This window comes from Microbulbifer mangrovi (assembly GCF_002009015.1).
Lineage (GTDB): Bacteria > Pseudomonadota > Gammaproteobacteria > Pseudomonadales > Cellvibrionaceae > Microbulbifer > Microbulbifer mangrovi.
The window spans coordinates 1-15,835 of the sequence record NZ_LZDE01000250.1; the positions used below are offsets into that span (position 1 = coordinate 1).

Sequence of the window (15,835 nt, forward strand, 5' to 3'; positions counted from 1 at the left end):
CGGTCCTGAAAACCTGTACCCGGTGCGCCGCCGCCACCGGGCCAGCTTACAGGGCCAAAACCACTTAACCTGCAACGAAGCTAGGCAGCCAGGTCGCCAGCGAAGGCCAAACCGCCAGCAGCAACATCACCAGCAACTGGATCGCAATAAACGGCACCACCCCGCTGTAAATGGCCCCGGTGGCCACTTCTGCAGGGGCCACTCCACGCAGGTAGAACAGTGCAAAACCAAACGGCGGTGTAAGGAATGAAGTCTGCAGATTCAGCGCGATCATCACACCCAGCCAAATTGGGTCCAGCCCCATGGCCAGCAGCACCGGGCCGACGATCGGCACCACCACAAAGGTGATCTCGATAAAGTCGAGGATGAAACCCAGCAGGAAGATCACCAGCATCACCAGCAGGGTTGCGCCGACCACGCCGCCGGGCAGGCTTTCGAACAGGTGGGTAACCACTTCCTCACCGCCAAATCCGCGGAACACCAGAGAGAACAGTGACGCACCGATCAGGATGGCGAACACCATTGCCGTGACCTGCAGCGTGCTCTGGCCAACTTCCCCCGCACGCGCCCAGTTCAGCGCACCGCGGCTCCAGGCGAGGATGCCCGCACCCAGCGCGCCTACCGCCGCGGCCTCTGTCGGCGTGGCGGCACCGGTGATGATCGACCCCAGTACCAGCAGCATCAGCGCGATCGGTGGAAACAGGCTTTTCAGGGTCTGCAGTAAATCCACCTCACCCTCTGCAGAGCGCTCCGCAGCGGGTTCGCGGCGGGCGATAAACAACAGGTAGAGGATATACGCCGCCACCAATAGCAAGCCGGGAATGATCGCGCCCATAAACAGGTCGCCGACGCTCACCGGTTTTGGGTTGAAAATACCCTGGCTGAGCTGGGCCTGCTGGTAGGCGTTGGACAGGGTATCGCCCAGCAACACCAGTGCGATGGACGGGGGAATGATCTGGCCGAGGGTGCCGGTGGCGCAGATGGTGCCGGTGGCGAGTTTGGGTGAGTAGCCCCGCTTCAGCATGGTCGGCAGAGACATCAATCCCATGGTTACCACTGTCGCGCCGACGATGCCGGTGCTGGCGGCGAGCAGTGCGCCCACTACCACCACGGAAACCGCCATGCCCGCGGGGATGCCGGAAAACACCCGCGCCAGGTTCACCAGCAGTTCCTCGGCGATACGCGCCCGCTCCAGCATCACACCCATCAGTACGAACAGCGGTACCGCCATCAGGGTGCCGTTTTGCATGATGCCATACAGGCGATCGGGGAAGGCGCGCAGCAGCTCCGCGTCGAATACGCCAGTGACGATTCCGAGGCCGGCGGCGATCAGCGCAGTTCCGCCCAGGGTGAAGGCTACCGGATAGCCGAACATCAGCGCTGCGCACACGGCGACAAACATCAGCAGGGGGATCAGTTCCATCATGCGCTTGCCTCCCCAGCCGCTTCCCGCACCAGCGGGCGGGATTTCTCCGTGGTTTTTTCCGCAGCCTGGGTGGCCTGCGGATTGGTGGGGGTGGTGCTGCCGGCTCGGCTTTCAACCTGCATCAGGGTATGCAGCGCGCGCGTAAACTGGGCGATCCCCTGCAGCGCCAGGGTCGCGGCGGCGAGGGGCATCAGGCTTTTCAGCAGGAATACACCGCCGAGACCGTCGGCGCTGGCGCTGGACTCCAGCACCGCCCAGCTGCTTGCGGCAAAGTGCCAGCTGCCCACTGCAATGAAGGTGCAAACGGGGAGCAGGAAAATAAGACAACCCACGGCGTCGACCCACGCTTTGCTGCGCGCAGACATGGTTCTGTAGAAGACGTCCACTCGCACATGGGCTCCCGCCTGCAGCGCATAGGCGAGCCCGAGCATAAAGGCCGCGCCATGCAGGTAAACCACGGTGTCCTGCAGAGCGGTGGAACCGCCGTCGAATCCGTAGCGCAGGGCCACCACCAGGCTCTGGATCAGCACCATGGCCAGGGTAAACCACCCAAGCAGGCGGCCGCTGAAGCTGGCAAAACGGTCCAGATTGCCGGCAGTGCCGAGCAAGAGACTGCGAGGAGAAGACTTCATGGGGAATGTCTCACATCATCTTTATTGTTCTGTTGATCAGGCAGAGCCTACCTGCTGGTCAAAGTTTGCGCCAGTTCTGCTGTTGGCGCCGTCAGCCGGGCTCTGTAGAGAGATGACCAGAATGCGGCTGCCTGGTCATAAATTGAACTGGTCGGTGTAATCTTTTTGTAACTTTTCATTCATAGAATCGTCACCAGTTCGACATAGCATGCGCCGCGTGCAGAGATTTTGAGCAAATTAGCGACCACTTTTGGAGATATCCATGAACAACCGTTCTGCGAGCAAAAAAGTCCTGGCTTCGGCCCTGGCCGCCCTGACTGTTGCGGCCTCCAGCGCCGCCCTGGCCGCGCGCGACCACATCAGCATTGTCGGCTCTTCCACCGTATACCCGTTCACCACCGTGGTTGCAGAGCGTTTCAGCCGCGCCACTCAGTTCAAGACTCCGGTTGTCGAGTCCACCGGTACCGGCGGCGGCATGAAGCTGTTCTGTCAGGGCGTGGGTGAAAACACCGCGGACATCACCGGTGCTTCCCGCCGTATCAAGCAGTCCGAGCTGGATATGTGTAACGAAAACGGCGTCGACGTCGTAGAAGTGCAGATCGGTTACGACGGTATTGTGCTTGCCAACGCCAAGACTGCCGAGGCTTTCGAACTGTCCCGCAAGGACATTTTCCTGGCTCTCGCCAAAGACGTGCCCAACCCGGATGGTTCCGAGTCCCTGGTAGCCAACCCGTACAAAACCTGGAAAGACGTGAATCCGGCCCTGCCCGCGCACGATATCGAAGTGCTGGGTCCGCCCCCGACTTCCGGTACCCGCGACGCCTTCGCCGAGCTGGCGATGGAAGGTGGCTGTAAAAAATTCGACTGGATCGCGGCCAAGAAGAAATCCGATAAGAATGGCTACAAGGCCATCTGTCACAACATCCGCGAAGATGGTGCCTACATCGAAGCGGGCGAGAACGACAACCTGATCGTGAACAAGCTCGCTGCTAACCCGAATGCACTGGGTATCTTTGGCTTCAGCTTCCTGGACCAAAACGCAGACAAGGTGCAGGGCTCCCTGATCGAAGGCCAGGAGCCGACGTTCGACTCCATCGCTGACCAGAGCTACCCGGTTTCCCGTCCGCTGTTTATCTACGTGAAGAAAGCGCACGTGGATGTGGTGCCCGGCATCAAGCAGTTCCTGAGCGAGTTCACCAACGCGCGCGCCTGGGGTGAGGAAGGTTACCTGGCAGACAAGGGCATGATTCCCCTGCCCAACGCCAAACGTCAGCAGGTTGCCGGCGATGTGCGCAAGCTGAACGCCCTGACCAACCTCGCGGCTAAATAGACCATCTCGCAGTAACTGGTAGATGGAATTACCGGCCAAGCCCCTTCTGAAAAAGAGGCTTGGCCTTTTACGTATATAAAGAAGCACTGTTTTTAACGCCTCATGCAATTGCGGCCACAAGCACCGATAATGGCCGACAAATTTTTTAACCGAGTGAATCGATGCAGACTCCCACTCTCTTCGCCCTGCTGTTGCTGCTGATACTGGTAGCCTACGGTACCGGATTCAGCCGCGCCCTCGGCGCCGCCCGCAGCCGCGGCGGCATCCGCAGCTTGGCTTCCCTGCCCAGCTATTACGGTGTGCATACTGCTCTGTGGTGTGGCCTGCCGGCGCTGATCATCCTGGGCCTGTGGCTGGTTTTTGACGACGCCATCATCCGCACCCTGGTGATGGGTGGAATTGTGGACAAGCCCGAGTCCCTGTCCGGCCAGAACCTGCTGTACGCGCAGATCCAGAATATGGCGTCGGGCAATCTGGTGGGCGAGGCGACACCGCAACTCACTGCCGCGGCGGAGCATCTGAACAGCCTGCGCCATGGGGGCCAGTGGCTGCAGACCGCGTTGATCCTGATTCTGTCCGTGGGTCTCGGCGCCTACGCACTGCTGAAGGTTTCCCCGGAGATGCGTGCGCGGGAAAAGGTTGAGAAGGTGCTGCGGGCGATTTTGCTGATGTGCGCCTGCGCCGCTATCTTCACCACCGTCGGCATTCTGATGTCGGTATTGTTCGAGTCCGTGCGCTTCTTCCAAGCGGTCCCGGTTACCGAGTTTCTGTTCGGTCTGCACTGGAGTCCGCAGATGGCATTGCGTGCTGATCAGGTGGGTTCCAGCGGCGCATTCGGTGCGGTACCGCTGTTTACCGGTACCCTGATGGTATCTGCCATCGCCATGCTGGTGGCGGTACCGGTGGGGCTGATGTCTGCGATTTATCTGGCGGAGTATGCCGGCAACCGGGTGCGCGCCTTCGCCAAGCCACTGATCGAAATCCTCGCCGGCGTGCCCACCGTTGTTTACGGCTTCTTCGCCGCGCTCACCGTGGCACCGTTTGTACGCGAACTGGCCCAGTCCGTGGGGCTCGAGGCCTCCAGTGAAAGCGCCCTCGCCGCAGGCCTGGTGATGGGGGTGATGATCATCCCGTTCGTATCTTCCCTGTCTGACGACGTGATCAACGCGGTGCCCCAGTCCCTGCGCGACGGCGCCCTCGGCCTCGGCTCCACCAAGTCGGAAACCGTGCGCAAGGTCGTGATTCCAGCGGCGCTGCCCGGCATTGTCGGCGGTGTACTGCTGGCGGTTTCCCGCGCTATTGGCGAGACCATGATCGTGGTGATGGCTGCGGGCCTCGCCGCCAACCTAACCGCCAACCCGCTGGAGTCGGTTACCACCGTAACGGTGCAGATCGTCACCCTGCTGGTGGGCGACCAGGAATTCGACAGCCCGAAAACCCTGGCGGCCTTCGCCCTCGGTCTGATGCTGTTTATCAGCACCCTGATTCTGAACTTTATCGCCCTGCACGTAGTGAAAAAATACCGGGAACAGTATGACTGATCTGACTCAAACCCAGGTGCGCGAGCGCATTGCCGCGCGCCTCGCCAGCCGTCACCGCAAGGAAAAACTGTTCCGCGGGCTCGGTATTGCGAGCATTGCATTCGGCGTACTGGCGGTACTGGTGCTGTTTACCGACATCATCAGCAAGGGCGCCAGTGCCTTTGTGCAGACGGATATCCAGCTGCAGGTGACCTACGACCCGGCCGAACTCGGCATTGAACAGGTCGATGAAGAGAGCCTTGCCTGGGCCAATTTCGACGGCGTGATTCGCGCGGCCCTGCGCGAGCGCTTCCCCGATGTCAGTGGCCGCCGCGACAAGCGCGAGCTGTATTCGCTGGTATCCAACGGTGCCGGCTTCGAGCTGCGCGAGCGTCTGCAGAACCATCCGGAGTTGCTCGGCAAATCCGAAACCCTGTGGTTCAACGCCGACGATGATGTGGATACCTACGTAAAAAGCCTGTCGAAATCGGAGGACGGTTTCCTTGGCCGCACTTCTGAACAGAAGGCGCAGTGGATCCTGACTCTGCGGGAATCCGGCGAACTGAAAAAGCGCTTTAATACCACTTTCTTTACTAACGGCGACTCCCGTGAGCCGGAACAGGCGGGTATTCGCGCGGCGCTGGTGGGCTCGCTGTTCACTCTACTGGTGACCCTGGTGCTGTCCTTCCCCATCGGTGTGGCCGCGGCGATTTACCTGGAAGAGTTTGCGCCCAAGAACCGCTGGACCGACCTGATCGAGGTGAATATCAACAACCTCGCGGCGGTGCCGTCCATTGTGTTCGGTCTGCTGGGTCTGGCCATTTTCATCAACTTCTTCGAGCTGCCGCGCTCCGCGCCGCTGGTTGGAGGCCTGGTGCTGACTCTGATGACGCTGCCGACGATCATTATTTCCAGTCGCGCGTCGCTCAAGTCCGTGCCACCTTCCATTCGCGAAGCGGCGATGGGTATGGGCGCTTCTCGCATGCAGGTAGTGCTGCACCACGTGCTGCCGCTGGCCATGCCCGGCATGCTCACCGGCGCCATCATCGGTATGGCGCAGGCGCTGGGTGAAACGGCGCCGCTGCTGATGATCGGCATGGTGGCGTTTATCGTCGACGTGCCCCACGGGGTTACCGACCCGTCCACGGTGCTGCCGGTACAGATTTTCCTGTGGGCCGACAGCCCGGAGCGCGCCTTTGTCGAGCGCACCTCCGCTGCGATCATGGTGCTGCTGGCAGTCCTGATCACCATGAACACCTGCGCAGTGTGGCTGCGCAAGAAACTCGAACGCCGTTGGTAACGCGCTGCGCTGCCAACGAATGCTAAGATTGCGAACCGAGATAGATCCATGACCACCATGACACTGAACGCCGGCGAAGCAGGTCCGGCAGAAGATCAGACCGCCAACCCAGCCAGCGAATCTGCTGTGGAGCAAAGTGCAGTGAAAGCCAGAGCGGCCAATACCAATATCGAAGTTACCGGCACCGTCGGTAGTCCTTTTTGCGACGACGCCAAGCTCAGTATGCGCAACGTCAACGTCTTCTATGGCGAGGCCCAGGCTATTCACGATGTGAGCCTGGATATCGGTCGCAACCAGGTGGTGGCAATGATCGGCCCGTCCGGTTGCGGTAAATCCACGTTCCTGCGCAGTCTCAATCGTATGAATGACACCATTGAGGGGTGTCGTGTCGAGGGTGAGCTGACTCTGGATGGTGAAGCGATTTACGGCCCCAAGGTCGATGTAGTGCCGCTGCGCGCGCGTGTGGGTATGGTGTTCCAGAAGCCCAACCCCTTTCCCAAGTCCATTTACGACAACGTCGCCTACGGTCCCAAGATTCACGGCATCGCCAGCCGCCGCGCGGAACTGGATGAAATCGTGGAAAACAGTCTGCGCCGAGCGGGCCTGTGGAACGAAGTGAAGGATCGCCTCGACAAGCCGGGTACCGGTCTCTCCGGCGGCCAGCAGCAGCGTCTGTGTATCGCCCGCGCCATTGCAGTGAGCCCGGAAGTGATCCTGATGGATGAGCCCTGCTCCGCACTGGACCCTATCGCCACTGCGCGCATTGAAGAGCTGATCGACGAGCTGCGTCAGAACTACACCATCGCTATCGTGACCCACTCCATGCAGCAGGCCGCGCGGGTAAGCCAGCGCACCGCCTACTTCCACCTGGGCAAACTGGTAGAGGTCAACGACACCGAGACCGTGTTCACCAATCCGGAACACGAACTCACAGAAGCGTACATCACCGGCCGTTTCGGCTAAGGTTTGGGGGAGCCCGCAAAAGATTATGGAAATGCATTTCGATCAACACATCTCCCGCCAGTTCAACGAAGATCTTGAGTCGCTCAAGACGGAAATGCTGGAAATGGGTGGCATGGTTACCCGCCAGGTGGCGGATGCCGTGGAAGCCCTGGCCAACGCCGACAGCGAGCTGGCAGAGAAAGTCCTCAAGGTGGAAGAGGAAATCGACCGCTGCGAAATGGAACTGGACGAGCACGCGACCCTGATTATCGCCAAGCGCCAGCCGGCGGCATCGGATCTGCGTATGGTGATGTCGGTCATCCGCATTGCCCGCGACCTGGAGCGCGTGGGGGACGAGGCCAGCAAGGTAGCGAAGATGGCCATCGCGCTCACTGATGAAGGTACCGCGCCGCGCGGTTATACCGAGATCCGTCACATCGCCAATGCAGTGCGCAAGATGCTCAATGACGCCCTCGACGCCTACACCCGTTTTGATGTCGCCTCGGCCATGGAAACCCTCGCCGAAGACGAGCAGGTGGATATGGACTACCGCAGTGCGGTGCGCGAGATGATCACCTACATGATGGAAGATCCGCGCAGCATTTCCCGCGTGATGAATGTCCTGTGGACCCTGCGTTCACTGGAGCGTATCGGCGACCATGCAAAGAATATCTGCGAGCAGGTGGTGTACCTGGTGAAAGGTGCGGATATCCGTCACGGCAATGAAAAAAATATGCGCTGAATAAATTCCGCGTCGGAAAACTGCGGAATTATCCACAGAAAATTTTTTTACAAAAGGCCGCCTCGGCGGCCTTTTTTATTAGTACCACTTTTAATTGAGAATTAGTTACAAGAATTAAATGGCTTTTTGGTATGGCCAAACTATTTAATTGCTTGCGTTTGTCTGGCCGAACCTACGGTAAAGCCGCGTTTAATTGCGCGTGGACTGTATTCAGCTTTGATTCAGCTACTTCCCTCCACAATGCCCCGCGACTGTAGTTAAGCTACGGAAATTAATGCGTAATTGAGACGTTCGTCGCAATTAATTCTTTTCGTTGCACAACCATTTTCTTGCGCTTAGAATCCGCGCCGAATTTGCCCCCAGGGTAAAAAGGTGGGTACGGGTACGAAGCACAGTCGTAAAACGTACAGATGTAAATTAAACAGGGAACACTTCCATGAAGTTCAAGTTTGCCGCACTTCCTCTTATGCTGGCCTCTGCCGTTGTTTCTGCAGAGCAGTACAATTCTTTCACCGACGCTGATTATGAAAACCGCGATTACAATGGCGCGGACGTCGATACATTGAGTGTCCAGTCACAGTACTACTTCGGCGCTCTGGAAACTCTGGGTCCACGCAAAGAATTCAACTATATCCTGCCGGTGACCAACATTTACGGCGGGGTATCTTCTATCGACGCAGGTCCATTTGAAGATGAAGTTGTGACATTCGGTGGTGAGTACTACACCGGACAATGGAAACTGTTTGGTGAGTTCAATGATATTTACTCCACCAATGTGTACAGCGCGGGTGCAGGCTTCCTGTTTTCTCCGAACCTGCTCGCCGAAGTAGAAGCGCAAAAGGTTGAAGATGAAGACACCGTGCTGTTTGTTCGCGGTCAGTACAATCATCAGCTGAGTGGCACCGACTACATCGGCTTTACTGCAGAAATTGACGATGGTTTCGATTACCGTAGCATTTCATCTAAGTACTTCACTGCCCTGTCCGGCGGCCAATACTTTACTGCGGAGTTGGGCCTGACTGATACTGATGGCGCTGACTTCTACTGGAATGGTGGAGTTGAGTTTTACTTCAACGAAAACACCTCCGTGGGCGCGGCGTACGATGAATTGGTAGAAGACTACGAAATCAACGCTACCCATTTCTTCAATCGCAATGTTGCAGCCAAGGTTGCCTACGGTTCCAACCGCGATTTCGACGATCTGGATATGTTCCGTATCGGCGTAACCGTTCAGCTGTAATTTCCAAAGCGGAAATACACAGATAAAAAAAGCGGGTGAATCTCTTCACCCGCTTTTTTTATGTCCGCAAGTTTGTTGCGTGAGGCTCTAGCCCTTGTTGCTCAGTGCCTGCACCCGCGCCTGCGCCTTGGTGGCGATATCGCCGGAGGATTTGGCGGCGATCTGGTACTGGCTGAGCGCGTTCTGGGTGTTGCCCTGCTGCTCGTATACCTGCCCCAGGTAATAGTGCGCGTGTGGCGTGTCGAGATAGCGGGTGGAGCGCTGCAAGTCTCGCTCCGCTGCTGTGTAGTTTTTCAGTTCTGCATTCAGCATGCCGCGCATCAGCCAGTTGGAGAACAGCGATGGGTTCTTCTGCACCGCGGTTTCATAGGAATTGAGTGCGGACTGGTACTGTTTTTTGTGTGCCAGCAGATCACCTTCGAGTGCATAGAAGGCCGCTTCCTTGGGCTGTTGCTGTTGAGCCTTACGAGTCAGGGTCAGCGCACGGTCATACTGCTTGTTCTTCACCGCAGCCAGCGCATCGTCATAGCTCTTGTAGGCGTCCGCGTCGCGCTTCAGCTGGCCGATGGCCTGTTGGTACTGGCTGCGGTTTGCGCTACCGCCTGGTAGCTTTTTTGCGTGCTTGATGTTTGCATCCACCCGCGCCTGCGACGGTGGGTGGCTGGCGAACAGGGCTTCCAGCCCGCCCGCTTGTTTGCCCTTGGACAGTTCGACAAATTTTTTCTGCAGGCGCACCGCACCGTAGGGATCGTAGCCCGCGGCAACCATGTACTTCATACCGTACTGATCAGATTCCAGCTCGTTGTCGCGGCCGTACTTGGCGATATACGCAGAGCCGCCGAACTGGCTGCCGAGGGAGATCAGGTCGCCGTAACCGGTGTTCTGGGTGGTTGCGCCGAGAATGGCCATGCCGGCGCCGAGAATCTGCTGCTGAGACATGGCCGCAGCGGAATGGCGCGCAGCGGCGTGGACGATCTCGTGACCCAGTACCGCGGCCAGCTCGGCCTCGTCTTCCAGCAATACCAGCAGACCGCGGTTCACCGCAATCTTGCCGCCGGGCAGTGCCCAGGCGTTCGGGGTGGAGTTGTTCAGCACCACAAATTCATAGGGCAGCTGCGGCTGGTCGGATACCTTCGCCAGCTTCTGGCCTACGCGGCTCACGTAACTCTGCAGGGTCGGATCGATCAGGTATTCACCGCCCTGGGTCTGCTGGGCCTGTGGATATTGCTGTTCTCCCAGCGCCACTTCCTGGCCCTGGGACATCAGCGACAACTCTTTCTTGCCGGTGACCGGGTTGACCGCACAGCCGACGGTGACTGCAGTCACAGAGGCGGCCACAGCCGCGGCCAGCAGACGGTTGGAGATTGAACGCGGAATCATAGATCACTCCCTGTATAATGTTCGATTCAAAGCTGCTGTAGCGGTGGCTTTGGCAGCATTTAAATGAAGCTATTGTACACAGTCCGGAGACCGAGGTTATGACGACCGCACTGCAGATTATCGAACTATTCGCTGGCACCAACCCCGATGGCGAGCCGGTGGTGGAGCGGATGCAGGTCCGGGTCAATGAGGACGACAGCGTACAGCTGGTGCGCTCGCCCGCGTTTATCAAGGGCATTGCCAGCGGCGATACCATCAAGGTCAATCGCGAAGACCCGGAAAAGCCCAGTTTTGAACTGGTGAAGCGCTCGGGCAACCTCGCCGTGCGGGTTTTCTGCCGCAGCGACAGCACCAAGCTCTCCGACCAGCTCACCCCGCAGCTGGAAAAACTCGGCGGCGAACTGGATATGGAGAGCCCGCGCCTGCTGGTATACAGCATCCATGTGAGCTGCGGCTTTGGCGAAATCGAGCAGATCCTGAACAGCGTGTGCGACGGGGCCAACAGTGTGTGGTACTACGGCAATGTCTACGACCCGGTGGATGGGCAGACGCCGCTGAATTGGTGGCAGGACATTTTAAAGCCCGAGTAAGTCCAAACTGCGTATAACCCTCGCTGCATACAGTTAAAGACCGAGAAGTTGTTGTCATGTTGATAGTCATCTCCCCCGCCAAAACCCTCGACTACGAGAGCGAGATTCCACAACTGGAAACGACCCAGCCGGATTTCCTGAAGGAATCCGCAGCCCTGATCAAGGAGTTGAAGGCGCTGAGCCCGCAGGATATCTCCAGCCTGATGAAAATCTCCGACAAGCTGGGTGTGCTCAATTACGACCGCTTCCACAGCTGGAAGCGCCCATTTACCGATAACAATGCCCGCCCGGCCCTGCTGGCTTTCAAGGGCGACGTCTACACCGGCCTCGAGGCGGAATCCATGGGCAAGCGGGATTTCGCATTTGCGCAAAAGCACCTGCGCATGCTGTCCGGTCTCTACGGCCTGTTACGTCCGCTGGACCTGATGCAGCCCTACCGCCTGGAAATGGGCACCAGGTTCGCCAATGCACGGGGCAAGAACCTGTACGAGTTCTGGGATGGCAAGATCACCGAGGCGCTCAACCAGCAGCTGCAGGCGCTCAAGAGCCGCGAGCTGGTGAACCTGGCTTCCAACGAGTACTTCAAGTCGGTACAGCCGAAAAACCTGGATGCGGAGATCATCACTCCCCACTTCAAGGACTGGAAAAACGGCCAGTACAAGATGATCAGCTTCTTTGCCAAAAAGGCCCGCGGCATGATGAGCCGCTGGGCCATCGACAACCGCGTCAAGAAAGCAGAGCAGCTGAAAGACTTCGACAGTGCGGGTTACTACTTCAGCGCCGAGCATTCCAGCGAGCGCGATTGGGTATTCCTGCGCGATGAACAGCCGGCCTGATCGACAATGACGGATCAGGCACTGCCGGACGCGCCCTCTACCGCGCGCAACCGGAAGCCCATCCTGGAACACCTGCAAAGGCTGCTGGCCGACCGCCGCCGCGTGCTGGAAGTCGGCAGTGGGACCGGTCAGCACGCCGTGTATTTCGCCCCGCGCCTGCCGCAGGTACTGTGGCAGACCTCGGAGCGACGGGTAAACCTGCACGAGGTGCAGAGCTGGCTAACGCACGTCCCCGCGGACAACCTGCCGGTGCCACTGGAGCTGGATGTTACCGGCGCCTGGCCGGCGATCTCGGTTGATACCGTATTCACTGCCAATACCCTGCACATCATGCCTGCGCAGGCGGTGGAAACCCTGTTCCAGCGCCTGCCGGAAGTGCTTACCACCGATGGCCAGTTTATCGCCTACGGCCCGGTAAAGATCGGAGGTGAGTATATCGGCCCCGGCAATGCGGGCTTTGACGAGTGGCTGAAAGAGGCGGATCCGCAGCGCGGTATCCGCGACCTGGAGTGGCTGGATCAACTGGCCGAATCCCAGGGATTGCGCCGGACCGAAAACAATTTCCTGCCCGCCAACAACCAGTTGCTGGTGTGGCGACGCTAACCCGATAACAGGAGTGCACTATGCCCCCGTGGTTTGAAACTACCCTCGCCATTGTTGCCGCTATCGCTGCGGTATTTTTCTTTGGCAAATACCGTGAAGCGGCCGCCGCGCTGCACGAGTCCGAGCGTATGAAGCGCAAACTGTCCAAGGACCTGGACCGCTATCGCGATGTGCCCCAGCTGCGCGCCCTGCGCGACGGCCTGATCGGTGAGCGCAATCTGCCGGTAGATGACGAGGGCCGCGAGCACCTGCTGATCCGCAATAGCGCGCGCAAGCTGGTGCATATCACCGTACAGAAAACCGCTGTGCGCGTGGCCAAGGAGGAAGTGGTGAATTACCGCGTAGGTGGCGAGGAGCGCCCCCTTCAAGAGCTGGAGTAACGCTTCCGCCTGGCTTTTTCGCCGCCTTTTTCTGCCGTGATTTCTTTTTTAAAGCCCCGTTCGCGGGGCTTTATCCCCGTCCCCTCGCCCGCCCTCTACAGGGTGTCTCAAGCCAGCTTTTACACGATGTAATCCGGGAAATAACCAGAAAGAGGCATTGCTGTCGCTGGGCATAATGTTTATTTTGGCGCCGCCAATAACGCTAAAAATAGGCGCATTAAAAAAATATTCTGACACAACAGCACATAGGATTGGTTGATCATGTGGAGCAAGAACCAAATCGCCAGCATGGTAGCTGCGGGGACTTTTCTGGGGTCGATGCCGCTAGCGGCGGAGGTATTTTCCGGGCGCGGCAGCGCCATGGCCGGCGCCGGGGTGGCCGGTGGTGATTACACGTACAGCACGCTGGTCAATCCGGCGACCGCGACCAACTTCGAAGAGAACGACGATTTCGCTGTGACCTTCGACTTCGGCCTGATTGCCAGCGACAACAACGACTTTCTCGATACCGGCGAAGATCTTAGTGATTTCCTGGACGGAATCGACGGGATGACCGCTACTCAGGAAGACGCCGACTACATACTCGAACAGTTACGGCTGCTGGATCGGGGTAGCCTGACTGCAGAAGCCGGCGCACAGATGACCATCGCCATGCCTAACAGCCTGGTGTCCGGCCTGCTGTTCGTGCGCCAGTCCGCGTTTGTCGCCACCGATGTACAGCTGGCGGGCTCCGATGTGGAACTGCTGGAGGATTTCGGCTCGCAGATTTTTGACGAGAGTGACCTGCAGACCGCCGCCGGGGCTTTCGGCTACACCATGCAGGAAATCGGCTTCGCCGCAGCCCGCGACTTTACCTTCGGCGGCTCACAGCTCTCTATCGGCGCTACGCCCAAATACCAGCGTGTAGAGACCATTGAATATATCGAGACGATCGGCGAATTCGACAATGATGATTTCGAGGCCGACGACTACATGCTCGAGCACACCAACTTCAATATCGACTTCGGTGCCACCATCGACTGGGGTGAACTGCAGGCCGGCGTGTCCCTGCGCAACGCCCTTTCCCAGGAGTACGAAACAGTACAGCAGGGCGTGGAAATCCAGCTCGAGCCGCAATTGACTGCGGGCCTCGGCTATACCGGTGAGGTCGTTACCCTGCTCGCTGATGTCGATCTGAATTCCGTCGAGTTGTTTGACGGCGCGGGAGAAATGCAGATTGCCCGCCTCGGTGCCGAAGCGGACCTGTTCGACTGGGCCCAGCTGCGTATCGGCTATCGCCATGATCTCAAGGACACCTATGACGGTGCGATTACTGCCGGTATCGGTTTCTCGCCGTTCAACGTGGTGCAGTTTCACCTGTCGGCGATCAAGTCGTCAGACGATACCCTGGGTGCTGCACTGCAGTTCGGGCTGGATCTGTAAGAACGCTGATCTGTTTGCCAAAAAAAGGGGCCAGCAGGCCCCTTTTTTATTTTCGCAGTCATTTACCCTGTGCGATCACGCAGAGCTGGCGAGGGTCAGCTTCTGCTTGGGAAAATTGAGGGTAAAGGTACTGCCGCGGCCGGGCACGCTGGTTACGCTCATATTGGCGCTGTGGCGCAGCAGCACGTGCTTGACGATGGCGAGACCGAGCCCGGTGCCACCGCTCTCGCGGGAACGCCCGGCATCTACCCGGTAGAAGCGCTCGGTCAGGCGCGGGATGTGTAGCGGGTCTATCCCGATACCGGAATCCTTCACCGAAAAATGGCCGCCTGCGGAATCCACTTTCCAGTGCAGCTCGATAGGCCCGCCGTCGGGACTGTACTTCACCGCGTTGAATGCCAGATTGGCAAAGGCACTGTGCAGTTCGCCGGCATCGCCGGTAATCGTGCAATCTTCGTCGCAGTGCACGGAAATCTCGTGGCGCTCGCCGCTCAGCGAGCGCGCCTCACCTGCCACCCGCTCCATAAGTTCCCGCGGCGACACCCGGTCGCGACCGCTGTCGCGCTCCGAGGTCTCCAGCCGCGCCAACAGCAACAGATCGTTCACCAGGCTGGTCATGCGCACCGTCTGTTCGCTCATCTGTCCCAGCGGCCGCTCCCAGTTGCGCGGTGCCTGGCCACTGGCCTGCAGGGTCTCCAGGTAACCCGCGATCACCGTCAGCGGCGTGCGCAACTCGTGGGAAACATTCGCCACAAAATCCCGCCGCATCTGCTCGAGATTGTGCAGTCGGGTCACATCGCGCACGATCACCAGCGCCTCGTCCTGGCCGAAGCGGGTGACTTCCATCTGCAGAATGCGGGAATCGTCCCCCGGCGCCGGCAGCGTGATCGGTTCCTGGGTCTTGTTGTTCTGCTCCAGCATGCGCTGGTACATATGCTCCACAAAGCGCGGATCGCGGACAAAGTTGACCAGCGGCTGGCCGGCATCATCCCCCTGCAGGCGCAGCATTTCCCCTGCCGCCGGGTTCCACCAAGCCAGGTTGCCCTCGTCCTCCAGCGCCACAATACCCTCGCGCAGCGCACTGGTACTGTCCTGTACCCGGCGCAGCATCGAGTGCAGCTTCTGCTTCTCTTTGCGGTGGCGGCGTTGCAGCCGGTAGAAATCATCGGAGATATCGCCCCACACACCGAAACTTGTGGGAGCGGGGCCGCGACGGCCATTGGATAGCCAGCGGTCGAACTGGTTCTGTTGCCACAGCAGCCAGAACAGGTAGACGGAGAGGCCGGCACAGAGTGCGAGCCACCAGTGGCCGGTAGAAAAACCGAAAATAGTGGTGCCGAGGGCGATGACGATAAAACGCGAGAACTCGCCAATACTGCGATCGAGCATGATGGTTGGGCCATCTTTTTGAGTGGGGAGTCGTGGGCAGTACTGAAATCGGTAATGCGCAGGACTCTAAGCGAAGGCGGAGTGCCGGGTGCAGGTTTTCAGG

15 protein-coding genes are annotated in these 15,835 nt (G+C 58.9%); 11 read left to right on the forward strand and 4 right to left on the reverse strand.

Features of this window, described 5'->3' with window-relative positions; genetic code table 11:
• Positions 1–64: 64 nt before the first annotated feature.
• Positions 65–1,426, reverse strand: a complete 1,362-nt coding sequence (locus B4U49_RS04300; protein ID WP_078083351.1) for a TRAP transporter large permease — start codon at positions 1,424–1,426, stop codon at positions 65–67.
• Positions 1,423–2,058, reverse strand: coding sequence for a TRAP transporter small permease subunit (locus B4U49_RS04305; protein WP_078083352.1), 636 nt, complete (start codon positions 2,056–2,058; stop codon positions 1,423–1,425). Before B4U49_RS04305 ends, B4U49_RS04300 begins: the two co-directional genes overlap by 4 nt.
• Before the next feature lie 262 nt (positions 2,059–2,320).
• On the opposite strand from B4U49_RS04305, the gene B4U49_RS04310 reads away from it, so the two are divergent.
• The 6 genes from B4U49_RS04310 (at position 2,321) to B4U49_RS04335 (ending at position 9,132) form a co-directional block, all read left to right on the forward strand.
• The gene (locus B4U49_RS04310; RefSeq protein ID WP_078083353.1) at positions 2,321–3,388 is read left to right on the forward strand and encodes a PstS family phosphate ABC transporter substrate-binding protein; all 1,068 of its coding nucleotides are present in this window, start codon (positions 2,321–2,323) and stop codon (positions 3,386–3,388) included.
• 161 nt (positions 3,389–3,549) lie between these two features.
• Positions 3,550–4,929, forward strand: a complete 1,380-nt coding sequence (gene pstC / locus B4U49_RS04315; RefSeq protein WP_078083354.1) for a phosphate ABC transporter permease subunit PstC — start codon at positions 3,550–3,552, stop codon at positions 4,927–4,929.
• Entirely contained in the window at positions 4,922–6,208 is a 1,287-nt protein-coding gene (gene pstA, locus B4U49_RS04320) for a phosphate ABC transporter permease PstA (protein ID WP_078083355.1), read from the forward strand. Before pstC ends, pstA begins: the two co-directional genes overlap by 8 nt.
• 222 nt (positions 6,209–6,430) lie before the next feature.
• A complete protein-coding gene (gene pstB, locus B4U49_RS04325; RefSeq protein WP_255463603.1) occupies positions 6,431–7,171 on the forward strand; it encodes a phosphate ABC transporter ATP-binding protein PstB in 741 nt (246 codons plus the stop codon).
• Between the two features lie 25 nt (positions 7,172–7,196).
• Positions 7,197–7,892 carry a phosphate signaling complex protein PhoU gene (gene phoU / locus B4U49_RS04330; protein ID WP_078083357.1) on the forward strand — a complete coding sequence of 232 codons (696 nt, stop codon included), beginning with the start codon at positions 7,197–7,199 and terminating at the stop codon, positions 7,890–7,892.
• A 436-nt stretch (positions 7,893–8,328) separates the two neighbouring features.
• On the forward strand, positions 8,329–9,132 hold the full coding sequence (locus B4U49_RS04335) for a putative porin (RefSeq protein WP_078083358.1): 804 nt from the start codon (positions 8,329–8,331) through the stop codon (positions 9,130–9,132).
• Positions 9,133–9,219: 87 nt separating this feature from the next.
• On the opposite strand, the gene B4U49_RS04340 is transcribed toward B4U49_RS04335, so the two are convergent.
• On the reverse strand, positions 9,220–10,512 hold the full coding sequence (locus tag B4U49_RS04340) for a M48 family metalloprotease (RefSeq protein ID WP_078083359.1): 1,293 nt from the start codon (positions 10,510–10,512) through the stop codon (positions 9,220–9,222).
• Between the two features lie 98 nt (positions 10,513–10,610).
• Between B4U49_RS04340 and B4U49_RS04345 the strand changes: the two genes are divergently transcribed.
• The 5 genes from B4U49_RS04345 to traF all read left to right on the forward strand — a co-directional run bounded on the left by B4U49_RS04345 (position 10,611) and on the right by traF (position 14,343).
• Positions 10,611–11,102 (forward strand): DUF4265 domain-containing protein, encoded by a 492-nt coding sequence (locus tag B4U49_RS04345; RefSeq protein ID WP_078083360.1) that lies wholly within the window; start codon positions 10,611–10,613, stop codon positions 11,100–11,102.
• 56 nt (positions 11,103–11,158) lie between these two features.
• Entirely contained in the window at positions 11,159–11,938 is a 780-nt protein-coding gene (gene yaaA, locus B4U49_RS04350; RefSeq protein ID WP_078083361.1) for a peroxide stress protein YaaA, read from the forward strand.
• Between the two features lie 6 nt (positions 11,939–11,944).
• Entirely contained in the window at positions 11,945–12,541 is a 597-nt protein-coding gene (locus B4U49_RS04355) for a DUF938 domain-containing protein (protein ID WP_078083362.1), read from the forward strand.
• Between the two features lie 20 nt (positions 12,542–12,561).
• Positions 12,562–12,921 (forward strand): hypothetical protein, encoded by a 360-nt coding sequence (locus tag B4U49_RS04360; RefSeq protein ID WP_078083363.1) that lies wholly within the window; start codon positions 12,562–12,564, stop codon positions 12,919–12,921.
• Positions 12,922–13,182: 261 nt separating this feature from the next.
• Positions 13,183–14,343, forward strand: coding sequence for a conjugal transfer protein TraF (gene traF, locus B4U49_RS04365; protein ID WP_078083364.1), 1,161 nt, complete (start codon positions 13,183–13,185; stop codon positions 14,341–14,343).
• 75 nt (positions 14,344–14,418) lie between these two features.
• Here the strand turns inward: traF and phoR are convergent, their stop codons facing one another.
• A complete protein-coding gene (gene phoR, locus B4U49_RS04370) occupies positions 14,419–15,732 on the reverse strand; it encodes a phosphate regulon sensor histidine kinase PhoR (RefSeq protein WP_078083365.1) in 1,314 nt (437 codons plus the stop codon).
• Between the last annotated feature and the right edge of the window lie 103 nt (positions 15,733–15,835).

Excerpts from the sequence above, each read along its gene's own strand:
- B4U49_RS04305 (WP_078083352.1), bottom strand. The coding sequence starts at position 2,058 with ATGAAGTCTTCTCCTCGCAGTCTCTTGCTCGGCACTGCCGGCAATCTG.
- phoU (WP_078083357.1), top strand. The coding sequence starts at position 7,197 with ATGGAAATGCATTTCGATCAACACATCTCCCGCCAGTTCAACGAAGAT.
- yaaA (WP_078083361.1), top strand. The coding sequence starts at position 11,159 with ATGTTGATAGTCATCTCCCCCGCCAAAACCCTCGACTACGAGAGCGAG.
- B4U49_RS04360 (WP_078083363.1), top strand. The coding sequence starts at position 12,562 with ATGCCCCCGTGGTTTGAAACTACCCTCGCCATTGTTGCCGCTATCGCT.
- traF (WP_078083364.1), top strand. The coding sequence starts at position 13,183 with ATGTGGAGCAAGAACCAAATCGCCAGCATGGTAGCTGCGGGGACTTTT.
- B4U49_RS04310 (WP_078083353.1), top strand. The coding sequence starts at position 2,321 with ATGAACAACCGTTCTGCGAGCAAAAAAGTCCTGGCTTCGGCCCTGGCC.
- B4U49_RS04335 (WP_078083358.1), top strand. The coding sequence starts at position 8,329 with ATGAAGTTCAAGTTTGCCGCACTTCCTCTTATGCTGGCCTCTGCCGTT.
- B4U49_RS04345 (WP_078083360.1), top strand. The coding sequence starts at position 10,611 with ATGACGACCGCACTGCAGATTATCGAACTATTCGCTGGCACCAACCCC.
- B4U49_RS04300 (WP_078083351.1), bottom strand. The coding sequence starts at position 1,426 with ATGATGGAACTGATCCCCCTGCTGATGTTTGTCGCCGTGTGCGCAGCG.
- phoR (WP_078083365.1), bottom strand. The coding sequence starts at position 15,732 with ATGCTCGATCGCAGTATTGGCGAGTTCTCGCGTTTTATCGTCATCGCC.
- pstA (WP_078083355.1), top strand. The coding sequence starts at position 4,922 with ATGACTGATCTGACTCAAACCCAGGTGCGCGAGCGCATTGCCGCGCGC.
- pstB (WP_255463603.1), top strand. The coding sequence starts at position 6,431 with ATGCGCAACGTCAACGTCTTCTATGGCGAGGCCCAGGCTATTCACGAT.
- B4U49_RS04340 (WP_078083359.1), bottom strand. The coding sequence starts at position 10,512 with ATGATTCCGCGTTCAATCTCCAACCGTCTGCTGGCCGCGGCTGTGGCC.
- pstC (WP_078083354.1), top strand. The coding sequence starts at position 3,550 with ATGCAGACTCCCACTCTCTTCGCCCTGCTGTTGCTGCTGATACTGGTA.
- B4U49_RS04355 (WP_078083362.1), top strand. The coding sequence starts at position 11,945 with ATGACGGATCAGGCACTGCCGGACGCGCCCTCTACCGCGCGCAACCGG.